This is a genomic window from Paraburkholderia fynbosensis (assembly GCF_902859935.1).
Taxonomy (GTDB): Bacteria; Pseudomonadota; Gammaproteobacteria; order Burkholderiales; family Burkholderiaceae; genus Paraburkholderia; species Paraburkholderia fynbosensis.
Genome location: NZ_CADIKI010000001.1, coordinates 556,471 through 580,946, shown reverse-complemented (window position 1 = coordinate 580,946; position 24,476 = coordinate 556,471). Strand labels below are relative to the sequence as shown.

The window sequence follows — 24,476 nt, the reverse complement described above, 5'->3', positions numbered from 1 at the left end:
CGTGGTCACAAGCATGCTTCGTGCCGTGCGCCGTCCGTTCGGTAAGGACTGACAGGGCGCGAAAGCGCCGCAAAACCGCCAGAAGCTTTCACTTCCTCATGACAAGCCGTAGGTGTAAACGCGCGGCGCGCCGGCGGCCATGGCGTCTGCTGAACAATATAAGCGTCGCGACATGTCCGGCATGCCATCCATGCGATTGGAGCCATATTTGTGCTGGCCTACATTTCGATGCAACAAGGCAGCAGAAGCGAAGCAGGCAGAGCGAAGCACCCACACATAATCAATTCAACGAGACGAACCCTGACGACGGCCGTATCGACGGCCGTTTCAGCATGCTGATAAAGGAGGCACTCATCATGATGGAACCCCACGCCCAGGCGATTTCCGAAGTCGCGACCGAGTCGTTCGACGGAAAGGGCTTACTCGACCGCTATTTCGAAATCTCGTCGCGCGGCAGCTCGCAGCGTCAGGAGATCGTCGCGGGCATCACGACCTTTCTCGCGATGGTCTATTCCGTGTTCGTCGTGCCGGGCATGTTCGGCAAGGCGGGCTTCGATACCAGCGCGGTGTTCGTCGCCGTGTGCCTGACCACTGCGTTCGGCTCGCTGCTGATGGGCGTGTGGGCGCGTCTGCCGATCGCGATCGGCTGCGCGATTTCGCTGACTGCGTTCACCGCGTTCGGGCTCGTGCTCGGCAAGGGGCTGCAGCCGAACGTCGCGCTCGGCGCGGTGTTCCTGATGGGCGTGGTGTTCACCGCGATCTCGGTGACCGGCGTGCGCTCGTGGATTCTGCGCAATCTGCCGACCGGCATCGCGCACGGCACGGGCATCGGCATTGGCCTCTTCCTGTTGCTGATCGCCGCCAATGACGTCGGGCTGGTCGTGAAGAATCCGGGCGCCGGCCTGCCGGTCGCGCTCGGACAGATCACGGCGTTGCCGGCGCTGATGTCGGTGGCGGGGCTCGCGGCCATTTTCGGGCTCGTGCGCCGCCGCGTGCCGGGCTCGATCCTGATCGTGATCGTCGCGATTTCCGCGATCGGGCTCGCGATCGATCCGGCCGTCGCATTTCACGGCGTATTCGCGGTGCCGTCGTTGAGCGCGCCGGGCCATGCGTCGCTGATCGGTGCGATGGACATCAAGGGCGCGCTGTCGATGGCCGTGCTGCCGAGCGTGCTCGCGCTCGTGATGACCGCCGTGTTCGATGCGACCGGCACGATCCGCGCGGTGGCGGGACAGGCGGGCCAGCTCGATGCGAACGGCCGCATCATCAACGGCGGGCGCGCGTTGACCGCCGATTCGCTGAGCTCGGTTTTCTCGGGTCTGCTGGGCGGCGCGCCGGCGGCGGCGTATATCGAATCGACGGTCGGCGTCGCGGCCGGCGCGAAGACCGGGATGGCGGCGGCGGTGGTCGGCCTGCTGTTTCTCGGCGTGATGTTCTTCTCGCCGCTCGCCGGTCTGGTGCCTTCGTATGCGACGGCGCCGGCGCTGATGTACGTGGGGCTGCTGATGCTGTCGAACGTCAGCAAGCTGCATATGGACGACATGGTCGACGCGATGTCGGGGCTGATGTGCGCGGTGTTCATCGTGCTGACTGCGAACATCGTGACCGGCATCATGCTCGGCTTCGCGACACTCGTGATCGGCCGCGTGGTGAGCGGCGAGTATCGCAAGCTGAACGTGGGGACGGTGGTGATCGCGCTCGTGCTGGTCGGATTTTATCTTGGCGGCTGGGCGATCTGAGCGCAAAGACAGGCAGGGTCGTGCACGACGTTCGCCAGATCTTTTCGTGGCAGGGAACGCAGGAGAAAGACGGGCGCGAGGCGGGGCCGCTTCACACTGAACAGGTAGTCGGTTGTTCTCCACCTTGACGCGGTGCGTCGCAGTGACCGATCTGCGGCGCACCGCGCATTTTTTTGGCCGCATGCCTGAGCGGTGCGGCTGCGTCGCCGCTTGCGCGCATGGCGAATGCGCGTACTCTGTCATTGATATCCTGGTGTCCGTTTTCGATGCGGCGCGCAGGATAATCCGAACTGCCAGGGACGCGTTATGGAATCGTTCGAGCGTAACTGACCCACCTGCATGCAGCAGGGAAGGAGACGCAAATGGAACCGCAACACCACATTGGCACGAGAGAGGAGTGGTTCGCCGCGAGCCGCGCGCTACTGGCAGAAGAAAAAGCGCATATGCGCGCCGGCGACGAACTCGCCCGCAAGCGTCGCGCGTTGCCATGGGTCGAAGTCGACAAGACCTACTGGTTCGATACGCCGCAGGGCCGCAAGACGCTGGCCGAACTGTTCGGCGGCCGCAGTCAGTTGATCGTCTATCACTTCATGATGGGCCCGGATTGGGAGGAGGGCTGTGTCGGCTGCTCGTTCCTGTCGGACCACATGACGGGAATCGTTACGCACCTGGAGCATCACGACGTGTCGTACGTGACGGTATCGCACGCACCGCTCGCGAAGATCGAGGCGTTCAGAAAGCGAATGGGATGGACGTTTCCGTGGGTGTCGTCGAGCGGCAGCGATTTCAATTTCGACTATCACGTGTCGTTCACCCCCGAGCAGCTAGCCAGCAGGAAGGCCTGCTACAACTTCACCGAGCAGGACGTCGGCATCGACGAGCAGCACGGCCATAGCGTGTTCTACAAGGACGGCGACGGCGTCGTGTATCACACGTATTCGTGCTACGGACGCGGCGACGAACGCTTCATCAACACGTACGCGCATCTGGACGTCACGCCGAAAGGACGCAACGAAGCCAACAGTCTGACCGACTGGGTCAAACATCACGATCGTTACGAAGACGAAACGCGCGGCGGTGGCGACGCGTGCGGTTGCTGAACGGTGCAATACCCGTTTGGAGTGAAGGGCGCAGGCGAAGCGGCTTGCATGTCTTGCCGCGTTGTTCGCCCATCAAAGCGCCATGTCGAAGGCGGGCTTGAGGAAAAACTCGATCGCCATCACGACGAGACCCATCGCGGCCGCGCTCAGCGTCAAGACGCCGTATTCGTCGTAGCGTGCGTCGTACAGGCACGCTACGACAAAAAGAATCGCCAGCAGGTTGGTCAGCCAGTCGAAGTTCAACGCGAGGTTCATCGATAAAATCCGGGCTCGTGTGCGACCCTGATGGTCGAATCGCACGGTCAGGTGAGCGCGATTTTATCGGGACGAGCTTACGGATTCGCAACGGCCGTGCTTACACTGCTTACGATGACTTGTCGGCGGCCAGCATGTCGTGCTCGATCCACTCGATCACCGACGTGCGCTTCGGTTGCCAGCCGAGCAGCGTGCGCGCTCGCTCGCCGCGCACGCGGCTGTTCGAGCCGAGGCCGTACGAAGCCATCTCATAGCCCCATTCCTTTTGCGCTTCATCGAGCGGCCAGTCTTGCGGTTCGCCGAGCTTCATCGCGCGTGCGATCGCGGCGCTCATGTCGCGGAACGACGCTTCGCCGCTTTCGACGAAATAGAACGTGCCCGCCGGCGTCTTCTCCAACGCGAGGCGATAGAGTTCAGCGACGTCGTCGATATGCACGTTCGACCAGACGTTGCCGCCGCTGCCGACGTGACGCACCACGCCGCTCTTTTGCGCCTGGCGCTGGAGGCGCGGCAACTGCACGCTCGCGCTGCCGGCCACTGCCCCGTGACCGTAGATCAGCGTGTTGCACAGCACGGCCGAGCGGATGTTCTGCTGCGCGGCGGCGAGCACCCGTTGATCGATTGCGACGCGCGCCGCTTTATCGGCGGTCGGTGTGGGCAGCGCGTCTTCGTGATAGATGAGCGCCTCGCCGGCTTCGCCGCCCGACGCATCGCCGACGATGCTCGAACCGCTCGTATGCAGAAGCGCCTTGCCGGAACCGGCGAGCCCTTCGATCAGCGCCTTCACGGCGCCTTCATGGTCGCTGCTCGCGGCGTTGATGACGGCGTCGGCGGCTTGCGCTTCGGCGATCAGCAGCGCGCGGTCGTCGAGCGTGCCGATGACCGGTTCGATGCCGAGACGTTGCAATTCGGCACTGTGTTCGGGTTGGCGGATCAGACCGCGTACCTGATGGCCGGCTCGTACGAGATGCGCCGCAATCGAACCGCCGATAAACCCGCTTGCGCCCGTGATGAAAATTTTCAAGACGTTCTCCCTGGAGGAAACACGATGACAGGCATGCAGTATCCGCCGTCCTGATTTTCGCAAAAAGCCGGTTGGTCTCAAATGAATCTTGATCTGAAATCAACAATGAGACACAGCGCGCGAGTGGCAGGGGTTCGTAGGCCGGCTCTCCTATAACTCTCTTATCGGTCCAGCCGGGCTGCGTGGGGCAGGGCCGTCGCCCAGCGCCTTTTTGTCCCGGATGGCGCCGCGCATTATGGATGTGTATATACAAGTTGATTCGCCGGGAAGCGGCGAGCCCGTTGAACGAATCGGCACTGGAAAATCGCTTCCAACGTGAAGCCGCCCCGCGCACTCGGCCCTTAATGGAAATCCCTAGGGCGGAGCCATGAAAAAGAAGTTGTATATACAAGGCGGCGCCGCTAAACTTCTCTGAAATTGTATAGACAGGACAACGACACCATGATTCTGACACCCGGCCACCTGACTCTCCCGCAACTGCGCCAGATCGCGCGTGAGCACGTCGCGCTGCAACTCGATCCTGCCAGCCACGCCGCCATCGACGCCTGTGCGCAAGCCGTCGCCGACATCGCCGCGAAGGGCGAGCCGGCCTACGGCATCAACACGGGCTTCGGGCGCCTCGCGAGCACGCATATCCCGCGCGACCAGCTCGAACTGCTGCAACGCAATCTGGTGCTGTCGCACGCGGTCGGCGTGGGTGAGCCGATGTCGCGTCCGGTCGTGCGTCTGTTGATCGCGCTGAAGCTGTCGAGCCTCGGCCGCGGCCACTCGGGCATCCGCCGCGAAGTGATGGACGCGCTGATCACGCTGTATAACGCCGACGTGCTGCCGGTGATCCCGGTCAAGGGTTCGGTCGGCGCATCGGGCGACCTCGCGCCGCTCGCGCATATGTCGGCGACGCTGCTGGGCGTCGGCGAAGTGTTCGCGAAGGGCGAGCGCATGCCGGCCACCGAAGGCCTCGCGCTCGTCGGCCTGAAGCCGCTCACGCTGCAGGCGAAGGAAGGTCTGGCGCTGCTCAACGGCACGCAGGCATCGAGCGCGCTCGCGCTCTACAACATGTTCGCGATCGAAGACCTGTACCGCACCGCGCTGGTGGCGGGGGCATTGTCGGTGGACGCGGCAATGGGTTCGGTCAAGCCGTTCGACGCACGCATTCACGAACTGCGCGGCCATCGAGGCCAGATCGACGCGGCGGCGGCTTACCGCTCGCTGCTGCAAGGCTCGGGCATCAACGTCTCGCACGCCGACTGCGACAAGGTGCAGGACCCGTACAGCCTGCGCTGCCAGCCGCAAGTCATGGGCGCGTGTCTCGACCAGATGCGCCACGCGGCCGACGTGCTGCTGCTGGAAGCCAACGCGGTGTCCGACAATCCGCTGATTTTCCCGGACACGGGCGAAGTGCTGTCGGGCGGCAACTTCCACGCCGAGCCGGTCGCGTTCGCCGCGGACAATCTCGCCTTGGCCGCCGCCGAAATCGGCGCGCTGGCCGAGCGCCGCATCGCGCTGCTGATCGACACGACGCTCTCGGGCCTGCCGCCGTTCCTCGTGCGCGATGGCGGGGTGAACTCCGGCTTCATGATCGCTCACGTCACGGCCGCCGCGCTCGCCTCGGAAAACAAGACGCTCGCGCATCCGGCCTCGGTCGATTCGCTGCCGACCTCCGCGAACCAGGAAGACCACGTGTCGATGGCGACGTTCGCCGCGCGCAAGCTCGGCGACATCGCGGAGAACACCGCGAACATCCTGTCGATCGAACTGCTCGCCGCCGCGCAAGGCGTCGATCTGCGCGCGCCGCACAAGACCAGCCCGAGCCTGCAGAAGGTGATGGACGCGGTGCGCAAGGACGTCGCGCACTACGAGCTCGATCACTACTTCGCGCCGGACATCGCGGCGGTCACGAAGCTCGTGCAGGACGGCACGGTGGCGAAGCTGAGCCCGTTCTCGTTCGCGTCCGAGCAGTAAGTTGTGAATACGCGGACGAGGCCAATGAACGCACCGGCTTATCAGGGCATCAAGGACTTCATTCTCGCGCGCATCCATGCGGGCGAGTGGGGTGAAGGCGACCAGGTGCCCTCCGAAAACGAGCTCGCACGCGAATTCAACGTCGCGCGCATGACGGTCAACCGCGCGTTGCGCGAGCTGACCTCGGAGCAGGTGCTCACCCGCGTGCAGGGCTCGGGCACGTTCGTGGCGCGTCCGAAGTACGAATCGACGCTGGTGGCGATCCGCAGCATTTCCGATGAGATCGTCGCGCGCGGCCATCGCTATCAGGCGAAGGTGCTGCACATCGGCGCGAGCATCGCCGACGCGGCGCTCGCCGGGGAGATGCAGGTGAGCGCGGGCAGCCCGGTGTTTCACTCGCGCGTGCTGCATTTCGAAAACGACGAGCCGGTGCAACTCGAAGAGCGCTGGGTCAACCCGGCCGTCGCGCCTGACTACGCGTTGCAGGACTTCACGAACACCACGCCGAACCAGTATCTCGTGCGCGTCGCGCCGTTGCAGCGGGTCGAGTACCGCATCGAGGCGCTGGCGGCGGATGCCGACACGCGCGACCTGTTGACGATGGACGAAGTGGAGCCGTGTCTCGTGCTGCATCGGCGCACGTGGTCGCAAAGCCAGGTCGCCTCGATTGCCAATCTGTGGCACCCCGGCAGCCGTTACCGTTTCACCGGGCATTTCTGATTTCGCTTTTTCGAATCTCTCCCGAACATCTTCAAGCCTTCCGAGGGCCACCATGAACAATCCGAAACACATCGATCCGCGACTCGACCCGACCCGTACGATCCGCGCGCCGCGCGGTGCGGAAAAGACCTGCAAGACGTGGATCGCGGAAGCCGCGTACCGGATGATTCAGAACAATCTGGATCCCGAAGTCGCCGAGCATCCGCACGCGCTCGTCGTGTACGGCGGCATTGGCCGCGCCGCGCGCAACTGGGATTGCTTCGATCAGATTCTCGCGTCGCTGAAAGACCTGAACGAAGACGAGACGCTGCTGATTCAATCGGGCAAGCCGGTCGGCGTGTTTCGCACGCATGCGGACGCACCGCGCGTGCTGCTCGCCAATTCGAACCTGGTGCCGCATTGGGCGACGTGGGAACACTTTCACGAACTCGATCGCAAGGGTTTGATGATGTACGGTCAGATGACCGCGGGCAGCTGGATCTACATCGGTAGCCAGGGCATCGTGCAGGGCACCTACGAGACGTTCTTCTCGGTGGCGAACCAGCACTTCAACGGCGATCCGACGGGCCGCTGGATCCTGACCGGCGGTCTCGGCGGCATGGGCGGCGCGCAGCCGCTCGCAGCGACCATGGCGGGCTTCTCGATGATCGCGGTCGAATGCGACGAGACGCGCATCGACTTCCGTCTGAAAACGCGCTACGTCGACAAGAAAGCAAAGACGCTCGATGAAGCGCTTGCGATGCTCGAGGCGGCGAAGCAGGCCGGCAAGCCGGTCTCGATCGGTCTGCTCGGCAATGCCGCCGACGTGTTCGCCGAATGCGTGGCGCGCGGCATCACGCCGGACTGCGTGACCGACCAGACCAGCGCGCACGATCCGATTCACGGCTACCTGCCGCAAGGCTGGAGCGTGGAAGACTGGCGCGAGCGCATGAAGACCGCGCCGGACAGCATCGTCGTGCCGGCCAAGCAATCGATGGCCAAACAGGTGCAGGCGATGCTCACGCTGCAGGAGCGCGGCGCGGCCACGCTCGACTACGGCAACAACATCCGTCAGATGGCGCTGGAAATGGGCGTCGAGAACGCTTTCGATTTCCCGGGCTTCGTGCCCGCGTATATCCGCCCGCTGTTCTGCGAAGGCAAGGGCCCGTTCCGCTGGGTCGCGCTGTCGGGCGATCCTGAGGATATCTACAAGACCGATGCGAAGGTCAAGGAACTGATCCCCGACGATCCGCATCTGCATAACTGGCTCGACATGGCGCGCGAACGCATCGCGTTCCAAGGGCTGCCGGCGCGGATCTGCTGGGTCGGCGTGAAGGATCGCTATCGTCTCGGCCAGGCGTTCAACGAGATGGTGAAGAACGGCGAGCTGAAGGCGCCGATCGTGATTGGCCGCGATCACCTCGACACCGGTTCGGTGGCGAGCCCGAATCGCGAAACCGAATCGATGAAGGACGGCTCGGACGCGGTCAGCGACTGGCCGCTGCTCAACGCGCTGCTGAATACGGCGGGCGGCGCGTCGTGGGTGTCGCTGCATCATGGCGGCGGGGTCGGCATGGGCTTTAGCCAGCACTCCGGCGTCGTGATCGTCGCGGACGGCACGGACGCTGCGCGCGAACGCCTCGGCCGTGTGCTGTTCAACGACCCGGCCACCGGCGTGATGCGTCACGCGGATGCAGGCTACGAACTCGCGCAGGAAACCGCGCGCGAGGCGGGCCTCAATCTGCCGATGCTGGGCCGCTGATCGTGACCGACGTGGGCAGCATGGCGACGCTCACACTGATTCGCGGAGCCGGGCTCGTGGCGGCGCCGTGGAAAAACGGCGGCGGCGTCACGCGTGAAGTGGCGGTGTTTCCCGAGCGCGCCGGCATGAACGATTTCATGTGGCGCGTGAGCATCGCCGATGTCGCGCGGGCCGGGCCGTTCTCGCGTTTCGAGGGCATCGACCGTACGCTGGTGTTGCTGTCCGGCGCGGGGATGGTGCTCGACGAAACCGGCGCGCGCGCGGCGAAGTCGCACGCGCTGACGCGGGCACTCGACATCGCGCGTTTCGATGGCGCAGCGCAGATCGACGCGCGTCTGGTTGACGGCGCGACGCGTGACTTCAACCTGATGGTGCGGCGTGACGCGGCGCGGGGCGAACTCGACGTGTGGCATGGACAATCGCAAGCACGCACGCAACACAGCCTGTCGGCGGATGTCGCGCTGCTGTACTGCGCAAGCGGCCAGGTTGCGCTTGCTGCGGGCGATGCCGAAGCGCTGTCGCTCGACACCGGCGATACGCTGCGCATCGACATGCAGGATCCGTCGAATGCGCTGTCATGCACACTCGAAGGTGCGGGCGCGGTGCTCGCGATCAGCATCCGCTACACGCAACGATGACGACGCTTCGCGTGCTTGCCTCGACGCAGCAGAAAAGCGCGCGCACGCGAACCAACACGGACACCCAACGAGCTGCAACGGGCACGCGATGAAGCAAACCGTCTGGCATCACCTGAAACTCTGCCCGCAGGGCGACCCCCGACACGCGCTCGCCGATGCCGCGATTGCCGTCGAAGACGGCCGCATCGCATGGCTCGGCGCAGCCCCCGAATTACCCGCTCACTACGCCGCGTGGCCGCGCGAAGATTTGCACGGCGCATGGGTGACGCCGGGCCTCGTCGACTGTCATACGCATCTCGTGTATGGCGGGCAGCGCGCGGACGAGTTCGCGCAGCGCCTCGCGGGCGTCAGCTATGAAGAGATCGCGCGGCAGGGCGGCGGGATCGTCTCGACGGTGCGCGCCACGCGCGCCGCGGACGAAGCCTCGCTGTTGCGGCAAGCAGCCGCGCGGCTCGAGCCGTTGCTCGCCGAAGGCGTGACGGCCATTGAAATCAAATCCGGCTACGGCCTCGATCTCGCCAGCGAGCGCAAGATGCTGCGCGTCGCGCGGCAGTTGGGCGAGCGCTATCCGGTGACGGTCTACACGACATTTCTCGGCGCGCACGCGTTGCCGCCCGAATTCGCCGGCCGCGCGGACGCGTATATCGACGAAGTCTGCAATGTGATGTTGCCCGCGCTCGTCGATGAAGGCCTCGTCGATGCAGTCGATGTGTTCTGCGAGCGCATTGGTTTTTCGCTCGCACAAAGCGAGCGCGTGTTCAACGCGGCAGAGCGCTACGAACTGCCGGTGAAGATGCATGCCGAGCAGTTGTCGAACGGCGGCGGCACCGCACTTGCCGCGCGTCATCGCGCGCTGTCCGCCGACCACCTCGAATTCCTCGACGAAGCCGGCGTCGCCGCGATGAAAGCAGCGGGCACGGTGGCGGTGCTGTTGCCGGGCGCGTACTACTTCATCCGCGAAACGCAATTGCCGCCGCTCGAATTGCTGCGCCGCTACGAGGTGCCGATCGCGATTTCGACCGACAGCAACCCCGGCACGTCGCCCGCCACGTCGCTGCTGCTGATGATGAACATGGCGAGCACGCTGTTTCGCATGACCGTACCCGAAGTGCTGCAAAGCGTGAGCACGCATGCGGCGCGCGCGCTCGGCAAAGCGGACACGCACGGCGTGCTCGAAGCCGGACGGATGGCCGATTTCGCGGTCTGGTCGGTCGATTCGCTCGCGGAGCTGGCGTACTGGATCGGGCGTCCGTTGTGCGCGAAGGTCGTGCGCGCGGGCGAGACCGTTTATACACGACGTGACCTGAGCTAATACCGCAAGCCAGGACCTGAGAGACGACTTAAGCGATGACACAATCGAATCGAACGCTGTTCGCCGGGTACGCCTATCTGCCGGATGGCTGGCGTCGCAACGTACTGCTGGAGTGGGACGCGCACGGCACGCTGACGGCGGTCACGCCGGATAGCACCGCGCCTGCCGGTGTGAGCCATGCCGCCGGCCCGGTATTGCCTGGCATGCCGAACCTTCATTCGCACGCATTCCAGCGCGCGATGGCCGGTCTCACCGAATATCGCGCCGCTTCCGCGAGCGGCGCCACCGACAACTTCTGGAGCTGGCGCGACCTGATGTATCGCTTCGCCGCGCGCATCACGCCCGAGGGCCTTGCAAGCGTCGCGCAATGGCTGTACATCGAAATGCTGAAGGCGGGCTATACCTCGGTGTGCGAGTTTCACTACGTGCATCACGCGCAGGACGGCAACCGCTACACGAATCAGGCGGAGCTGGCGCAACGCGTGGTGGATGCCGCGTCGGCGAGCGGGATCGGCATGACGATGCTGCCGGTGCTGTATCAGTACAGCGGCTTCGGCTCGCGCGCGCCGCGCGACGATCAACGGCGTTTCATCAACACGCCTGAGAGCCTGCTCGATCTGCTCGGCACGCTGCGCGCGGCGCGCCCCGAGAGCGCGGCGTTGCGTTACGGCGTGGCGCCGCACTCGCTGCGTGCGGTGTCGGCGGATTCGTTGCGTGCGCTGCTCGGCGGCATCGACGCCGATGCGCCGGTGCATATCCATATCGCCGAACAGACCGCCGAAGTCGATGCGTGCGTCGAGACCGAAGGCGCGCGGCCGGTGCAATGGCTACTGGATCGTTTCGAAGTCGACAGCCGCTGGTGTCTCGTGCATGCGACTCACGTCGACGCAAACGAAACGCTCGCGCTCGCGAAGCGTGGTGCGGTGGCCGGCTTGTGCCTGACCACCGAAGCCAATCTCGGCGACGGCATTTTCCCGGCGCAGGAATATCTGGACGCGCAAGGGCGCATCGGCGTGGGCTCGGATAGCCATATCGGCGTCGATTGGCGCGCCGAATTACGGCTGCTCGAATACGGCCAGCGTCTGACGCGCCGGCAGCGCAACGTGCTGGCGTCGGCGGAGGCCCCGCATGTCGCGGACCGCCTGTTCAACGCCGCGCTCGATGGCGGCGCGCAGGCGAGCGGCCGCGCGGTCGGCGCGTTGCAGGCGGGCCGCCGGGCGGACTGGCTGGTGCTCGACGCCGATCACGCGAGCATCGCCGAGCATGCGCCCGCTGCGTGGCTCTCGGGCGTTGTATTCTGCGAACATGGCGAGACGCCGATTCGCGACGTCTACGCGGGTGGCGACAAGGTCGTCGAGAACCGCAGGCATCGCGACGAAGAGGGCGCTTACGCGCGCTATCGCGCAGCGCTCGCCGAGTTGCTGAAGTGAAGAGCTGAAAGTCGATGACTTGCCGAACCGATTCTTCGATCCAACTGATTCTTCCGGACTGACATGACTGCATTGAACACACCGCCGGTTTTTTCGCTGCATCAGGGAAGCCTGCCGCTGCTGATCTCGATCCCGCATCTGGGCACGCAGATTCCCGCCGACATCGCCGCGACGATGACCCCGGCCGCGCAACGCACCGACGATTGCGACTGGCATCTGGACCGCCTCTATGCTTTCGCCAAACGCATGGGCGCCTCGATTCTCGCGCCCACGTACGCGCGCTACGTGATCGATCTGAACCGGCCGCCCGATGGCGCGAACCTCTATCCGGGGCAGGACACGACGGGGCTGTTGCCGGTCGACACGTTCGACAAGGAACCCTTGTACCGCGACGGGCATCTGCCGGACGACGCCGAAGTCGCGCGCCGCCGCGACGCATACTGGAAGCCGTATCACGAAGCGTTGAGCGGTGAGCTCGCAGCGCTCAAGGCGAAGCACGGCAAGGTGCTGCTGTGGGAAGCGCATTCGATCCGCTCGCGGGTGCCGCGCTTCTTCGCGGGACGTCTGCCGGATTTCAACTTCGGCACGTCGAACGGCGCGAGCGCGGTGGCGGGCATGGGCGAGGCCCTGGCTGCTGTCGTCGAGCGGCACGGCGGCTATACGGCGGTCGCCAACGGCCGCTTCAAGGGTGGCTATATCACGCGGCAATACGGACAACCGGCGCAAGGCGTGCATGCGGTGCAACTCGAGTTGTCGCAGATCACGTATATGGAAGAACAGCTTCCCTACGCGTATGACGAAACCCTGGCGGCGAAGGTCGAGCCCTTGCTCGAAGCGCTGGTGACGACGGCGTTGCAGCGCGTCGCAGCGGCTTGATAGGCGACCTGTGATCGCCCGATGGCAGCATCGCCGCTGCCGTCAACTCAACGCGTCATCACACGGGTGACGCCGCCGCGCTGTCCGCGCGAGGTCTGGTCCGTGTCGGCTCGCACCGCAAAGGTGTAACAGCATGTGTCCGTGATTGCGCGGCGGCGCTTTCGCGCGGAATGTATAACGCGTCGAACACGTCCGTTCGCGCTGTGCCGCATCAAACCCGTCTGCAATAGAAAAGCCCCGCTTTTGCGGGGCTTTGCGACGCGTGCCGTGCCTGTCGGGCACGGCATCGCCACCATTAGTGGCAGCGCTTTTCCCAGTGGTGGTGAACACGCACCTTGTGGCATTCGCGATGATGCTCGTACGCTTGTGCGGGAGCGATCGCGCTCAGGGTAACGACGGCCGCGGCCATGGCGAGAACGATTTTCTTCATTACAAAACCCTTAAGTCAATGTTGTGGAGCTACCGATGCAGCACCGGACGTGCCGCATCGGCACGCAAGCATGCCACATTGCGTGCGTCGCGCGTAGGAACACCGTGTGAATGCTTGTGTCGATGCAACCCGCGGCCCGTCGTGAGGCGCGTGCAGCAAGGCGGAGCGCGCGGTACCGTGTATTTTCGACACAACGGCGCAGGTGTGGGGCAATGAATACAGGGGTGCGCATGCCGGGATTGCGGTTCGCGCAGTGAAGCGGCTACCCTTTCAAAACGATGACGTGCGCGAGCGTGTCGTCACTACATCGGGCAACAAGATGGAAGACCCAGCGATGGAAGATTCCGACGAATTGCTGCTCCCGGTCTGGCGAGCCAACCTGGTGCTGCTGACCCGCGAGGTCGGCGCGGCGACCCGGCTCGCGCGCATGATGACCTTTTCCGCGAGCTACCTGAAATTGATGCTGTCCGGGCAGCGCGAATTCAGCGAGGAATTCGTGCGTGGCATCGAAGCGGTCACCGGTTTGCCAGGCGGCTGGATGAACGTGCCGCACACCGAACACGAGATACCGCCGAACGCGCGCGAGGCGATCGACAACGAACAGCCGCTCGCGCGTTTTCGCGGCACGGCGCATCCGGTGCGAAAGAAAACCGTGTTGCGGCCGCCCGGGCCGATCTTCGGCCAGCCGGCGCCGGCGAAGCGCGTCGAGGAAGAAACGCTCGACGTCGAGGCGCATCGGCGTCACGCGCATTTTCGCAAGGTCCGTGATCTGGCGATTCAGGACGTGCGGCGTCTCGAGCGGCATCTGAGTCATGCGCCGGTGGAGTTGTCGGTGATGCGTGCGAAGGTGGAGGAGGTGATCGCCGCCGCCGAACTCGACGACCCGATTCAGGCCGACCTCGCGGGCCGGCTCGAACAGATCGAGAAGCATCGTCATTTGCTGCTCAGGCATGTGGAGAGGCTGCAGGCGCTGCTCGCGCATCTGGGCGAAGGGGAGTGAGACGCGCGAGCCGCAGCACTTCGATCACACCGATCCGGTCATGGACTAAGCTTTGCGCCGCGCGTGAAACTCGGCTTCGAGCGTCCACGTCGCGCCGTCCGCGGCGAGCGCCGCGCCGGTCCAACGGAAGGCATCGCGCGTGATGTCGGTGAAATTCCAGCGAATCGGCGTGCCATCGGCGTGCGTGCCGATCTGCACGAGATCGTCGCCGATGCGCCGGCCGGTCAACTCGTCGCGCTGGCCGGTCCGCGGGTTGAAGTAGGTGACGCGCCACACGCGCCGCGCCGGGTCCCAGATGCGCAGCGTGGTGCCGTACATCGCATCGGTTGCCGGACTCCTCGCGTCCGTATCATTCCTCGCGGCGATCGCGAGTTCGCGTGCGCGGCGCGGCGGCATGATCCACACGTCCTGCACGGCGCGGCCTTCCAGCACCCAGCCGAAATGAATCTCGCCGCGCCGCGGCGCGTCGCGCAGGTCGACGCGGTAGTGCACCACGTCCATCTCCCAACTGCCGATCAGCCAGCCATAGAGGTCGTCGGCGGCGTCGATATCGGCGGCGCGCGCCGGTGTGTTCAATGCGGCGACGAAGCCGCCTTCGAAGGGGTTCTCCAGTCGATTCATGCTGTGTACTCCATGGGCCGAGAGTCGGATGGACATCGGCGGGCGGGCCGAACCGCGCCGCCCGCCGATGTGCTAAAACCACGATACGGACTCTGCCGGGGTGCATCTTGGGGAAAATTGCCGTCACGTTGCAGCAGGCGTTGGCTCAGCGCGAGCGGGACGGCGTACGCGGCGCCATGGCCGCGCGTGCGCTCGCCCGGGGCGCGGGCTGGGAGGCCGTGGACCTGCTGTGCACGTACGGCCCGCGCGACAGGCCCTTCGAGGAGCGGCACGCCGGCGTGTGCATCGCGATGGTGGTGGCCGGCTCGTTCGACTACCGCGCCGCGCCGGGCCGCGAATTGCTCACGCCCGGCGCACTGCTGCTCGGCAACACGGGCGAATGCTTCGAGTGCGGGCATCGGCATGGGGCCGGCGACCGCTGCATCGCGTTCCACTATGCGCCCGCGTACTTCGAGCGGCTCGCCGCCGATGCGGGCGTCGCGAGCGGCCAGTTGAATTTCAGGCGTGCGCGCATTCCCTCGCAGCGTGCGTTCTCGCCGCTGCTCGCGCGGGCTTGCGGCGGCGCTCGCGTGGACTCGGACGACGCCAACGAAGGCCTCTGGGCCGAGCTGGCCATCGAGCTCGCGGCCGCGACGCTGCAAGCGGCCGGCGCCGTGACGCGCGCCGAAGCGTGCGCGAAGGGCACGGCCAGCAGCATGGCGAAGTCGCGCGTCGCGCAGATCGTGCGCCTGATCGACGACACCCCAGGTGCACCGCACACGCTCACGAGCCTCGCCCACGCCGCGGGCCTGAGCGAGTTCCACTTCCTGCGCACGTTCAGGCGCGTGAGCGGCGTGACGCCGCATCGATACCTGTTGCGGGCGCGTTTGCGAGCGGCGGCGCTGCGTCTTCAGGACGGCGGCGCGAAGGTCGTCGACATCGCACTCGATTGCGGCTTCAACGACCTGTCGAATTTCAATCACGCGTTTCGCGCGGAGTTCGCCGCGAGTCCGAGTGCGTGGCGCGCGCGGGGCAGGGCGCACCGTTCATGACGGGCCAGGTCGCGCTGCCGGGGCAGGCTGCTGCTTCGACGCCGGGTGCGTCTGTCGCCTTCACCGGCCTTGTCTGGTTTGCCGCCTTCACGTTTTCTGCGCCCGCTCACGCCGACGACAACCCATCGACCGCCGCCTTCGAGGAACGCGCGCCCTCCACGATGGAAAGCGACGTCCACGTGTTCACGATCCAGAAAGACGGTTCGATCGAAGAACACGATGACACCATCCTGCGCGCCAACACCACGAGCGGTGTCGACGACATCGCGCAACGCTATGTGTGGTTCAACAAGGACATCGAACAGGTGCAACTGCTGGTGGCGCAAACCATCGACCGCAACGGCGTCGCGCATCCGGTCGGTCCCGAGGCGATCCGCGACGTGCAGGAGCCGCGCTCGGCCGGCGCACCGAGTTTCGAGGACGGCGTGCTGCGCACGGTGATCTTCCCCGGCGTCGAACCCGGCGCGCGCGTGCATCTGGCGTTTCGCAAGACGCGCGCGAAGCCGTTGCAGGCGGGCACCTTCGCGTACCTCGTCGAACCGACGCGCGAGCCGGTCGAACTGCAACGGCTGATCTTCGATCTGCCCGCCGACGTGCCGCTCCACGCCGACGCGCGCGGCTATACGGCCGTGCCGCCGGTGACGGCCAACGGCCGCACGCGCTATGAGTTCGATTACCGGCACGGCCCGTATGCGCGGCTCGAAGCGGGCGCCGTCGGCTACGCGAACTGGGGCGACCGGCTGATGGTGTCGACGGTGCCGGACTTCGCGAGCTTCGCCGCGCGTTATCGCGGACCCGCCACCGATGCGACCATCGACGATCCCGCCATCGTGCGGCTCGCGCAGAGCCTGACCGCCAACGCCGCCGATCCGCGCGCGAAGGCGCAGGCGCTGTACGACTGGATGCGTCTGAACATCCGCTACGTCGCGTTGTTTCTCGGTGAGACGGCGGCAGTCCCGCACAAGGCGAGCGACATCCTGCGCAACCGCTATGGCGACTGCAAGGATCACGTCGCGTTGTACGGCGCGCTGCTGGCCGCGGTGGGCATTCGCAGCGAGGCGGTGCTGCTCAACCTCGGGCCGTACTACAGCTTGCCGGACGTGCCCGGCTACGGCGTGAGCGCGATCAATCACGCGATCATCTGGATTCCTGAGCTGTCGCTGTTCGCCGATACGACGGCGGGCGGCACGGCCTTCGGCTATCTGCCGTCGGGCGTGATGGACCGGCCCGTGCTGCTGGTCGGTGAAGGCGTGTTGTCACGCACGCCGGCCACACAAGTGCGCGGGCGCAGCGCGCGCCTGCAGATCGATGTCGACGAAAGCGGTACGGCGGATTACGCGTACCGTGTCGAGGACACAGGCTTCACCGCGGAAGTCGAGCGCAATACGTTCCGGCGCGCGACGTGGCAGCGCACGCAGCAGATCGCGGCGAACCGTCTGTTGCAGACGGGCTTGCATGGCACGGCGCAGTTGCGCACGGACGACGTGGCCGCGACCGATGGGCCGTTCGCCACGGCGATGCAGGGGACTGTCGCGCATTTCGTGTGGCAGGACGGCACGACGGCGCTGCCTGCGCTGACGAGTCTGGCCGGCGGGATGGGCTCGCAGGTGCAGAGCTGGCTCGCGGAGCCGGCGCGGACCCAGCCGTGGGCGTGCATCGGTGGAGAGTTCGACGAGACGCTGGAGATGACGCTGCCGCGCTTCGTGCACGTAACGGATCTACCCGCCGATACGGCAGTGCAGGACCGCTTTCTCACGTTTTCATCGCGCTACGTATTCGATCCCGCGACGCGGACGTTGCAGGTCAGCCGGCATCTGCGCGCCGCGTACGGCCATCAGATGTGTTCCGCCGACGAATTCGCGGCGATGAAAGACGACCTCGTGCGGATCGAGCGCGATCTCGATGCCGAACTGGTGGTGAAGGTGAAGAATCCGCAGTAGCGGCCCTGGCCGTTCGGAGGCCAAGGGCCGCACACGCTTGACCGTGCTGCGCTCGATGTTACGGGTGACCCGCTCAGGTCCCGCTCTTCGTCACGATCGGCACCCAGCCGCCGTTCTTGACCTGATACAGCGTGGACGCGCCGCTCTTCAGCGCGCCGGTGCTATCGAACGAAATCTTGCCGGTCACGCCTTCGAAATCGATCGCCTTCAGCACGGGACGATAATCCGCTGGCGAACTCGATTTGGCCTGCTGCATCGCCTTGATCGCGGCCCACGCGCCGTCATAGCCGAACGGCGCATAGGACAGGATGTCTTCGCCGAAGCGCTTCTTGAACTTCGCAGAGAAATCCTTGCCGCCGGGCAGCTGCGCAAGCGGGCGGCCGTATTCCCAGGCCATCACGCCGTCCGCCGAATCGCCCGCGAGCTTGATGAAGTCCGGGTCCATCACGCCGCCGCCGCCCACCAGTTGCGCGTTCAGGCCCAGTTGCTTCATGCGCCGCGCGAAACCGGCCGCCTGGTTGTCCAGTCCGCCGAAGAACACCAGGTCCGCATTCGTCCCCTTGATCTTGGTGATCTGCGTGCTGAAGTCCACCGCGTGATTGTCGGTGTACTCGCGTGCGACGATCGTGCCGCCGTGCGCCTTCACCGCCTTCTCGAACTCGTCGGCTTCGCCCTGGCCGAACGCGGTCCGGTCGTCGATGATCGCGATGCGTTTGGCCTTGGTCACATCCACCGCGTATGCGCCCGCATTCCCGGCGTTCTGACCGTCGGTGGAAATCACCATGAAGGTGTTCGCAAAGCCGCGCCCGGTGATGATCGGATTGGTGGCGGCGGGGTCGATCACGGGAATGCCGGCCTGTTCGTACACCTGCGAGGCGGGAATCGTCGTGCCCGAATTGAAGTGGCCCACCACCACCGACACGCCCGAATCCACGAGCTTCTGCGCGGCCTGCACGCCGATGCGCGGGTCGGCCTGGTCGTCCTGCGAGATGAGCTGGAATTGCGCCACCTTGTCGCCGATCTTGAGCTTCTGCGCATTGGCTTCCTCGATCGCGAGCCGGACGCCGTTTTCCAGATCCTTGCCGTAGCCGGCGTTGGCGCCGGTCAGCGGCGCGGCGAAGCCGATCTTCACCGGCAGGTCGTCGGCGAAGCTGCTCAGCGGCGCGACTGCGAAGAGGGCGCCCGCGAACAGGGCAAGCGGTTTCAGCGTGTTGCGAAGACTCATGGTCTCTCCTTCCGGCGACGGTTCAGGTTATGAAAGCGGCAAGGCAAGTAACGCTGGATCGACACGCGAGTTCAAGCCTGGCGTCGCGCGTATCGACAGACTACGAATGATCGAACGCCATAAACAATGCTGGAATACGCTCAGTGGCGCTCAGCCGTGTTGATGCGTGGTCAATCTGGCGCGAATATAGAAAGCCAATTTGCCGCCGTCTTGGCAGTTCGAGGCGTTTTGGATGAGCATTTCGGCACAGGCCGCGCGGCGCGCTGGCGGCAAGCCGTGCGCGCCGGCTTGTGAGGTGCGGATTGCGGCATATGCTTAAGAAACCGGCGCGAGCGCGCCGGCGTTGCTGCTCGATGGTGGCTTCGTGATGAGGGACGGCAATGATGCGTGGCGCCGCGTGGCGCTGCATGGCGCTGCATGGCGCTGCGTGACGGGCGAACCCGCCAGCGTCGGCGCGAGGCCGGATCAACGCTTAACGCTCGCCTTGCTGGCGCAGCAACTCTTCACGCAGACGCAGCAGCGGCGCCCTGGTTTCTTCGTCGGCCCAGGTGTCGAGATCGTCGATCGCGCGCTGGCAGCCGTCGAGCACGAGGTCGAGGTCCACCGGCACGCCGTTGTTCAGCGCGAACTCGATGGTTTGCGCAAACTGCTCGCACTCGTCCTCGCCGTACGAGATGTCGAGGTTGTCGGCGATTATTTCGGCGATGTTGCTGCGCGCCTTGTCGTCGGGCGTGACCATGTCGACGATGCCGCGCGCGACGGCCGGCGAGTAGTAAAGTGCGATGTCGAGCCACTGCGCCGGATCGAAATCGGCCTGATCGAACTGGTTCTCGAAGTACTCGATCGCTTCCTGCTCGTGCGCTTCGTCGGCGTCGACGCTCATGCACAACTGCTCAAAAAATTCTTCCCGCTCGCTGCGGATATAACCGTCCATCGATGCCTCGTCTGCTGAATGCCGGATGCGTGTGAAATGCCATGTGAACGGGAGGATGCCTCGTCCACGCGGCACGCATTATAGGACGGCTGGCTGACAGACGCGCCCGGCGGCGTGCGGTGCGCCTCCACGTGCGGCCCTGAGGGACATCCCTAAGCACACCTCCTAAGCAGACCCCTAAGCCGTCTCCGCCACCCACGCATCGAACCACTCGCGCGGCTGCGCGATGTCGTTCTGCGCGGCGACCAGTTCCAGCTCGTAACGTCCGGCCTGCCACGTCGTCTTGACCACTGCGTTCACGGCGGCCAGCGTGTGCTCGAAGGCCGCGCGAATCGAATCGCCGAGCAGCGTACGCGCGACGAACACCGCGCTCGTCAAATCGCCGACCCCCACCGGTTGCCGCGCGAACGGATAGAGCGGGCGTTGCCCCATCCACGCCTCGCGCTCGGTGACGACCAGCATGTTGAAGCGGTCGGCGGGACTGTTGCGGTCGAGCAGATGCTTGACCAGCATGAGCTTCGGCCCACGCGCGATGACTTCGCGGCAAGCGGCCACGGCTTCTTCGAGCGTCTCGATCTCGCGGCCCACGAGCCGCTGTAGTTCGCTGTGGTTCGGTGCCATGGCGTCGGCCGCTTCCGGCATGGTGCGCACCAGGAATTCCTGGATGCCCGGCTCGACCTTGCAGCCGCTCGCTGCGCCCATGACCGGGTCGCAGAAGAACCATGCGCGCGGATTGGCGGCCTTCACGGCCTTGACGATCTCCAGCACCGACTGCGCCTGCTCGGGCGTGCCGAGATACCCGGAAAGCACGGCGTCGCAGCGCGGCAGCATGCCGATTGCGCCGATGCCTTCCACCAGATCTTCCATCTGCGGTGCACCGATCGCGCTGCCGGTCCAATGGCCGTACTGCGTGTGGTTCGAGAACTGCACGGTGTTCAGCGGCCAGACATTGACGCCGAGCCGGCGCATCGGAAACACGGCCGCGCTGTTGCCGGTGTGCCCGAAGACGACATGTGACTGGATGCTCAGAACGTTTTTCGTCATGATATGGCCGCGCGCAAGCGGTGTTGCGCGTTTCGAGGGTCTCTGGAACGATGCGCCGCACCGGCGTGACCGAGGTTGGCCGGTCGCCGCGTGCGGCAGGACTGCTTTAGATGGTGCAAGAAAAATGCGCAGTCTGCACTGTCAGGAAACAATACATGAGTTTGCCGCGCGCGAGTCGATCCGTCCCCGTGTTGTTGCGTCGAACCATCAGAATGGCGGGGCAACGGCTTGGGACGCGTGGGGAGGGGCGAACGGGGATGCGGCAGTGCGGGGCAAGTTGAATAAACGGGGCAAACGCTCGGCATCTGTCAGCCGCTGCCCCGACCCCTCGCCAGATCAAGGCAGATCAAACCAGTTCCCGATACAGCGCCAGATACCGCTCGGCCGACGCCCCCCAGCCGAAGTCCTGCCGCATCGCGCGCCGCTGCGCCGCCTTCCATTCGGTGCGTCGGCCGTACAGCGCGAACGCGCGGCGAATCGCGGCGGCGAGCCCCTTCGGCTCGAAGCGTTCGAACACGAAGCCGGTGGCGAGATCGTCGGCGAGATTTTCGAGCGACGCGTCCGCCACCGTATCCGCGAGGCCGCCGACGCAATGCACGAGCGGCAGCGAGCCATACGCGAGCGCATAGAGCTGCGTGAGCCCGCACGGCTCGAAACGCGACGGCACGGCGATCACGTCGCTGCCCGCGACGATCGTATGCGCGAGCGCTTCGTCAAAACCGAGTTCCACGGCGACCGACTCCGGATGCGCCTGCGCGACCCGCTTCAGGCCGTTCTCCAGCGCCGGGTCGCCGGTGCCGAACACCACCAGCTGCCCACCGCGCTTGACGATCTCGGGCACCGCGCCGAGCAGCAGATCGAGGCCCTTCTGTTCGGTCAGACGGCTCACCACGCCGAACAGCAGCGCATCGCTTTTCTGCGCGAGGCCGAAGCGCTTTTGCAAGGCCTCCTTGCACGCGAGTTTGCCGGCGAGGCGCGTGGCGCTGTAGTGGGTGTCGAGCAGCGCATCGTCGGCGGGGTTCCAGACTGCGTAGTCCACGCCATTGAGAATGCCGCTCAGATCGTGCGAGCGATGGCGCAGCAATGCGTCGAGCCCGCCGCCCTGGGCGAGCGTCTGGATTTCGCGCGCATAGGTCGGGCTGACGGTCGTGATGCGGTCGCTGTAGAAGAGCCCCGCCTTCAGAAACGACAACTGCCCGTAGAACTCGACGCCGTACATGTTGAAAAAATCGTCCGGCAGCGCGAGCTGGCCGAACTGATGCGCCGGGAAAACCCCCTGATACGCGAGGTTGTGCACCGTGAACACGCTGCGCGCGAGCGCGCGGCCATGCTGGCGCTCGGCGGCTTTCAGATAGGCGGGCGCGACCCCGGCATGCCAGTCGTGCGCGTGGACGATCTGCGGCGACCACGCCGGGTCCAGCTGCTGCGCCAGTTGCGCGGCGACCCAGCCGAGCAGCGCGAAACGCTGCGCGTTGTCGCCGTAGGGCACGTGTTCGTCGTCCAGGTACGGGTTGCCGGACCGGTCGTAGAGCGTATCGGCGCGAATCACGTAGACGACGAGGCCGTTCGACGGCAGCGTACCCCGTTCGAGCGTCACGCCCGGCGTATCGAAACGGCGCCCCAGCTGCGCGATCGGATGCAGGTCGGCGAGACCCGCGAGCACCGTCGGAAAGCCGGGCAGCAGCACCCGCACGTCGGCGCCGCGCTCGATCAGCGCGGGCGGTAGCGCGCCCGCGACGTCGGCGAGACCGCCCGTTTTGAGGAGGGGATACAGCTCGCTTGCGACGTGCAGGGCGCGAATCGTCATAGGCCGGGTCTCGTTCCTGAGTGAGGGTTGTGCGCCAGGTCATGCCGCGAGAAGCAAGGCCAGGCTGGCGACGGTCGGCGCATGGCCGCGCGCCGTGCGCGTCACTACGCCGTCTGCTTCTGGTGCAGCGCTTCGGGCGTGACCAGCACGACGCCATCGTCGGTGCGATAGAAGCGCTCGGCGTCGGCCACCGGATCTTCGCCGATCACCGTGCCTTCCGGTATCGCGCAGCCGCGGTCTATCACCACCTTCTGCAGCCGGCAGCTCGCGCCAACCGTGACCTGTGGCAACAAGACTGCCTCATTGATATTACAGAACGAACTCACCTTCACGTTAGACGACAGTACCGAGCGCGAAATCTGCGAGCCCGAGATCACACAGCCGCCGCACACGAGCAGATTGTTGCCCGAGCCTTGCAGCCCCTTCATGTCGCGTACGAACTTCGCGGGCGGCAACTGTTCCTGATACGTCCAGATCGGCCAGTTGCGGTCATACAGGTCGAGTGTCGGGATCGTCGAGGCGAGGTCGAGGTTGGCGGCCCAGTACGCGTCGATCGTGCCGACGTCGCGCCAGTACGGCTCCACGTTCGGGTCCGACGATACGCACGACATGCTGAACGGATGCGCGATCGCCGTGCCTTGCGTGACGACGCGCGGCAGGATGTCCTTGCCGAAGTCGTGATCGGTATCGATGCTGGAGATGTTCTCTTCGAGCAGCGTGTACAGGTAGTCGACGCTGAACACGTAGATGCCCATGCTGGCGAGCGCCGTATCCGGGCGGCCAGGGATCGCGGGCGGGTCGGCGGGCTTTTCGACGAAGCCGGTCACGCGCCGGTTTTCATCCACCGCCATCACACCGAACGCGACCGCGTCCATGCGCGGCACCTCGATGCAGCCGACCGTGCAGTCCGCGCCGCTTTCCGCGTGGTCGGCGATCATGCGCGTGTAGTCCATCTTGTAGATGTGGTCGCCCGCGAGCACCACCACGTATTTCGGCCGGATCGAACGGATGATGTCGAGGTTCTGGAACACCGCGTCGGCGGTGCCGCGATACCAGTGCGCGCCTTCCACGCGTTGCTGCGCGGGCCACAGGTCGATGAACTCGCCGAATTCGCCGCGCAGGAAACTCCAGCCGCGCTGCATGTGCCGCAAGAGCGAATGCGCCTTGTACTGCGTGACGACCGCGATGCGGCGGATGCCCGAGTTCAGACAGTTGGACAGCGCGAAGTCGATGATCCGGTATTTGCCGCCGAAGTGCACCGCCGGCTTGACGCGCTTGCTGGTGAGCGGCCCGAGCCGCGTGCCCCGTCCGCCCGCGAGGACGATGGCGAGGGTGGTGCGCTGAATGTCGGTGAGCCGCGCCGGCGTGTCCATGTCTGTCTCCTTTGTCGACCGCGGTGAGTGCAAAGCACTGACGCCGGTCGCCTGCAAGATAGTTGCTGAGTTATATGCCCGGATGGTGTAGTCACTTGCTTCGCGCCGATGCTCCGCGCTGATGATTCGGGCTGCCAGGCGCTCCGTCGACGCTGGGCCCGTCAGTCAGTTCTAGCACCGATTGGTCCTGCGCGAGAGTGCAAATTGCCCGCAGGCCGCGCGCGCGTCCATCTGGCGAACGATCGACTCTTGCACGGCGCCCATCCGTGCGGCA

General features: G+C 65.4%; 22 protein-coding genes. 12 read left to right on the top strand and 10 right to left on the bottom strand.

Translation table 11 applies throughout. From position 1 onward, the window contains the following. Positions 1–356: 356 nt before the first annotated feature. Positions 357–1,739 (top strand): NCS2 family permease, encoded by a 1,383-nt coding sequence (locus tag HV770_RS02540; protein WP_175157925.1) that lies wholly within the window; start codon positions 357–359, stop codon positions 1,737–1,739. 362 nt (positions 1,740–2,101) lie between these two features. Beyond that, a complete protein-coding gene (locus HV770_RS02535; RefSeq protein WP_175157924.1) occupies positions 2,102–2,839 on the top strand; it encodes a DUF899 domain-containing protein in 738 nt (245 codons plus the stop codon). A gap of 72 nt (positions 2,840–2,911) precedes the next feature. On the opposite strand, the gene HV770_RS02530 is transcribed toward HV770_RS02535, so the two are convergent. Both HV770_RS02530 and HV770_RS02525 read right to left on the bottom strand, forming a co-directional pair. Next, the gene (locus HV770_RS02530) at positions 2,912–3,094 is read right to left on the bottom strand and encodes a hypothetical protein (protein WP_121318886.1); all 183 of its coding nucleotides are present in this window, start codon (positions 3,092–3,094) and stop codon (positions 2,912–2,914) included. 109 nt (positions 3,095–3,203) lie between these two features. Then, a complete protein-coding gene (locus tag HV770_RS02525) occupies positions 3,204–4,118 on the bottom strand; it encodes an NAD-dependent epimerase/dehydratase family protein (RefSeq protein WP_175157923.1) in 915 nt (304 codons plus the stop codon). A 441-nt stretch (positions 4,119–4,559) separates the two neighbouring features. On the opposite strand from HV770_RS02525, the gene hutH reads away from it, so the two are divergent. The 7 genes from hutH (at position 4,560) to hutG (ending at position 12,797) form a co-directional block, all read left to right on the top strand. Next, positions 4,560–6,080, top strand: coding sequence for a histidine ammonia-lyase (hutH, locus tag HV770_RS02520; protein ID WP_175157922.1), 1,521 nt, complete (start codon positions 4,560–4,562; stop codon positions 6,078–6,080). Between the two features lie 24 nt (positions 6,081–6,104). After that, the gene (gene hutC, locus HV770_RS02515; protein WP_175157921.1) at positions 6,105–6,800 is read left to right on the top strand and encodes a histidine utilization transcriptional repressor HutC; all 696 of its coding nucleotides are present in this window, start codon (positions 6,105–6,107) and stop codon (positions 6,798–6,800) included. Between the two features lie 52 nt (positions 6,801–6,852). Beyond that, complete coding sequence (gene hutU / locus HV770_RS02510) at positions 6,853–8,541, top strand: urocanate hydratase (RefSeq protein WP_175157920.1); 1,689 nt, start codon at positions 6,853–6,855, stop codon at positions 8,539–8,541. Between the two features lie 20 nt (positions 8,542–8,561). After that, the gene (locus tag HV770_RS02505; protein WP_175157919.1) at positions 8,562–9,179 is read left to right on the top strand and encodes a HutD/Ves family protein; all 618 of its coding nucleotides are present in this window, start codon (positions 8,562–8,564) and stop codon (positions 9,177–9,179) included. 88 nt (positions 9,180–9,267) lie between these two features. Beyond that, entirely contained in the window at positions 9,268–10,491 is a 1,224-nt protein-coding gene (gene hutI / locus HV770_RS02500) for an imidazolonepropionase (protein ID WP_175157918.1), read from the top strand. 35 nt (positions 10,492–10,526) lie between these two features. Next, positions 10,527–11,921: a formimidoylglutamate deiminase gene (locus HV770_RS02495; protein WP_175157917.1), complete on the top strand. Its 1,395-nt coding sequence runs from the start codon at positions 10,527–10,529 to the stop codon at positions 11,919–11,921. Between the two features lie 63 nt (positions 11,922–11,984). Next, positions 11,985–12,797, top strand: a complete 813-nt coding sequence (gene hutG, locus HV770_RS02490) for an N-formylglutamate deformylase (RefSeq protein WP_121318872.1) — start codon at positions 11,985–11,987, stop codon at positions 12,795–12,797. A gap of 295 nt (positions 12,798–13,092) precedes the next feature. Here hutG and HV770_RS39345 read toward each other — a convergent pair whose 3' ends face one another. After that, positions 13,093–13,227, bottom strand: coding sequence for a hypothetical protein (locus HV770_RS39345; protein WP_255219733.1), 135 nt, complete (start codon positions 13,225–13,227; stop codon positions 13,093–13,095). Positions 13,228–13,561: 334 nt separating this feature from the next. Between HV770_RS39345 and HV770_RS02485 the strand changes: the two genes are divergently transcribed. Further along, complete coding sequence (locus tag HV770_RS02485; protein ID WP_175157916.1) at positions 13,562–14,227, top strand: hypothetical protein; 666 nt, start codon at positions 13,562–13,564, stop codon at positions 14,225–14,227. 45 nt (positions 14,228–14,272) lie between these two features. On the opposite strand, the gene HV770_RS02480 is transcribed toward HV770_RS02485, so the two are convergent. Further along, the gene (locus HV770_RS02480; RefSeq protein ID WP_175157915.1) at positions 14,273–14,848 is read right to left on the bottom strand and encodes a hypothetical protein; all 576 of its coding nucleotides are present in this window, start codon (positions 14,846–14,848) and stop codon (positions 14,273–14,275) included. Positions 14,849–14,955: 107 nt separating this feature from the next. On the opposite strand from HV770_RS02480, the gene HV770_RS02475 reads away from it, so the two are divergent. Further along, entirely contained in the window at positions 14,956–15,879 is a 924-nt protein-coding gene (locus HV770_RS02475) for a helix-turn-helix transcriptional regulator (RefSeq protein ID WP_175157914.1), read from the top strand. Then, positions 15,876–17,819, top strand: a complete 1,944-nt coding sequence (locus HV770_RS02470) for a DUF3857 domain-containing transglutaminase family protein (protein WP_175157913.1) — start codon at positions 15,876–15,878, stop codon at positions 17,817–17,819. Before HV770_RS02475 ends, HV770_RS02470 begins: the two co-directional genes overlap by 4 nt. 73 nt (positions 17,820–17,892) lie before the next feature. On the opposite strand, the gene HV770_RS02465 is transcribed toward HV770_RS02470, so the two are convergent. From HV770_RS02465 to glgC, 6 genes are all read right to left on the bottom strand, one after another. Further along, positions 17,893–19,044 (bottom strand): branched-chain amino acid ABC transporter substrate-binding protein, encoded by a 1,152-nt coding sequence (locus HV770_RS02465; protein ID WP_175157912.1) that lies wholly within the window; start codon positions 19,042–19,044, stop codon positions 17,893–17,895. 100 nt (positions 19,045–19,144) lie between these two features. Beyond that, a complete protein-coding gene (locus tag HV770_RS38145) occupies positions 19,145–19,453 on the bottom strand; it encodes a hypothetical protein (protein WP_217468565.1) in 309 nt (102 codons plus the stop codon). A 63-nt stretch (positions 19,454–19,516) separates the two neighbouring features. Continuing rightward, positions 19,517–19,978 (bottom strand): hypothetical protein, encoded by a 462-nt coding sequence (locus tag HV770_RS02460; RefSeq protein WP_121318864.1) that lies wholly within the window; start codon positions 19,976–19,978, stop codon positions 19,517–19,519. 177 nt (positions 19,979–20,155) lie between these two features. Further along, positions 20,156–21,022: a pyridoxal kinase PdxY gene (gene pdxY, locus HV770_RS02455; RefSeq protein ID WP_175157911.1), complete on the bottom strand. Its 867-nt coding sequence runs from the start codon at positions 21,020–21,022 to the stop codon at positions 20,156–20,158. Between the two features lie 346 nt (positions 21,023–21,368). Beyond that, positions 21,369–22,829 carry a glycogen synthase GlgA gene (glgA, locus tag HV770_RS02450; RefSeq protein ID WP_175157910.1) on the bottom strand — a complete coding sequence of 487 codons (1,461 nt, stop codon included), beginning with the start codon at positions 22,827–22,829 and terminating at the stop codon, positions 21,369–21,371. 104 nt (positions 22,830–22,933) lie between these two features. Continuing rightward, on the bottom strand, positions 22,934–24,202 hold the full coding sequence (gene glgC, locus HV770_RS02445) for a glucose-1-phosphate adenylyltransferase (RefSeq protein ID WP_175157909.1): 1,269 nt from the start codon (positions 24,200–24,202) through the stop codon (positions 22,934–22,936). Between the last annotated feature and the right edge of the window lie 274 nt (positions 24,203–24,476).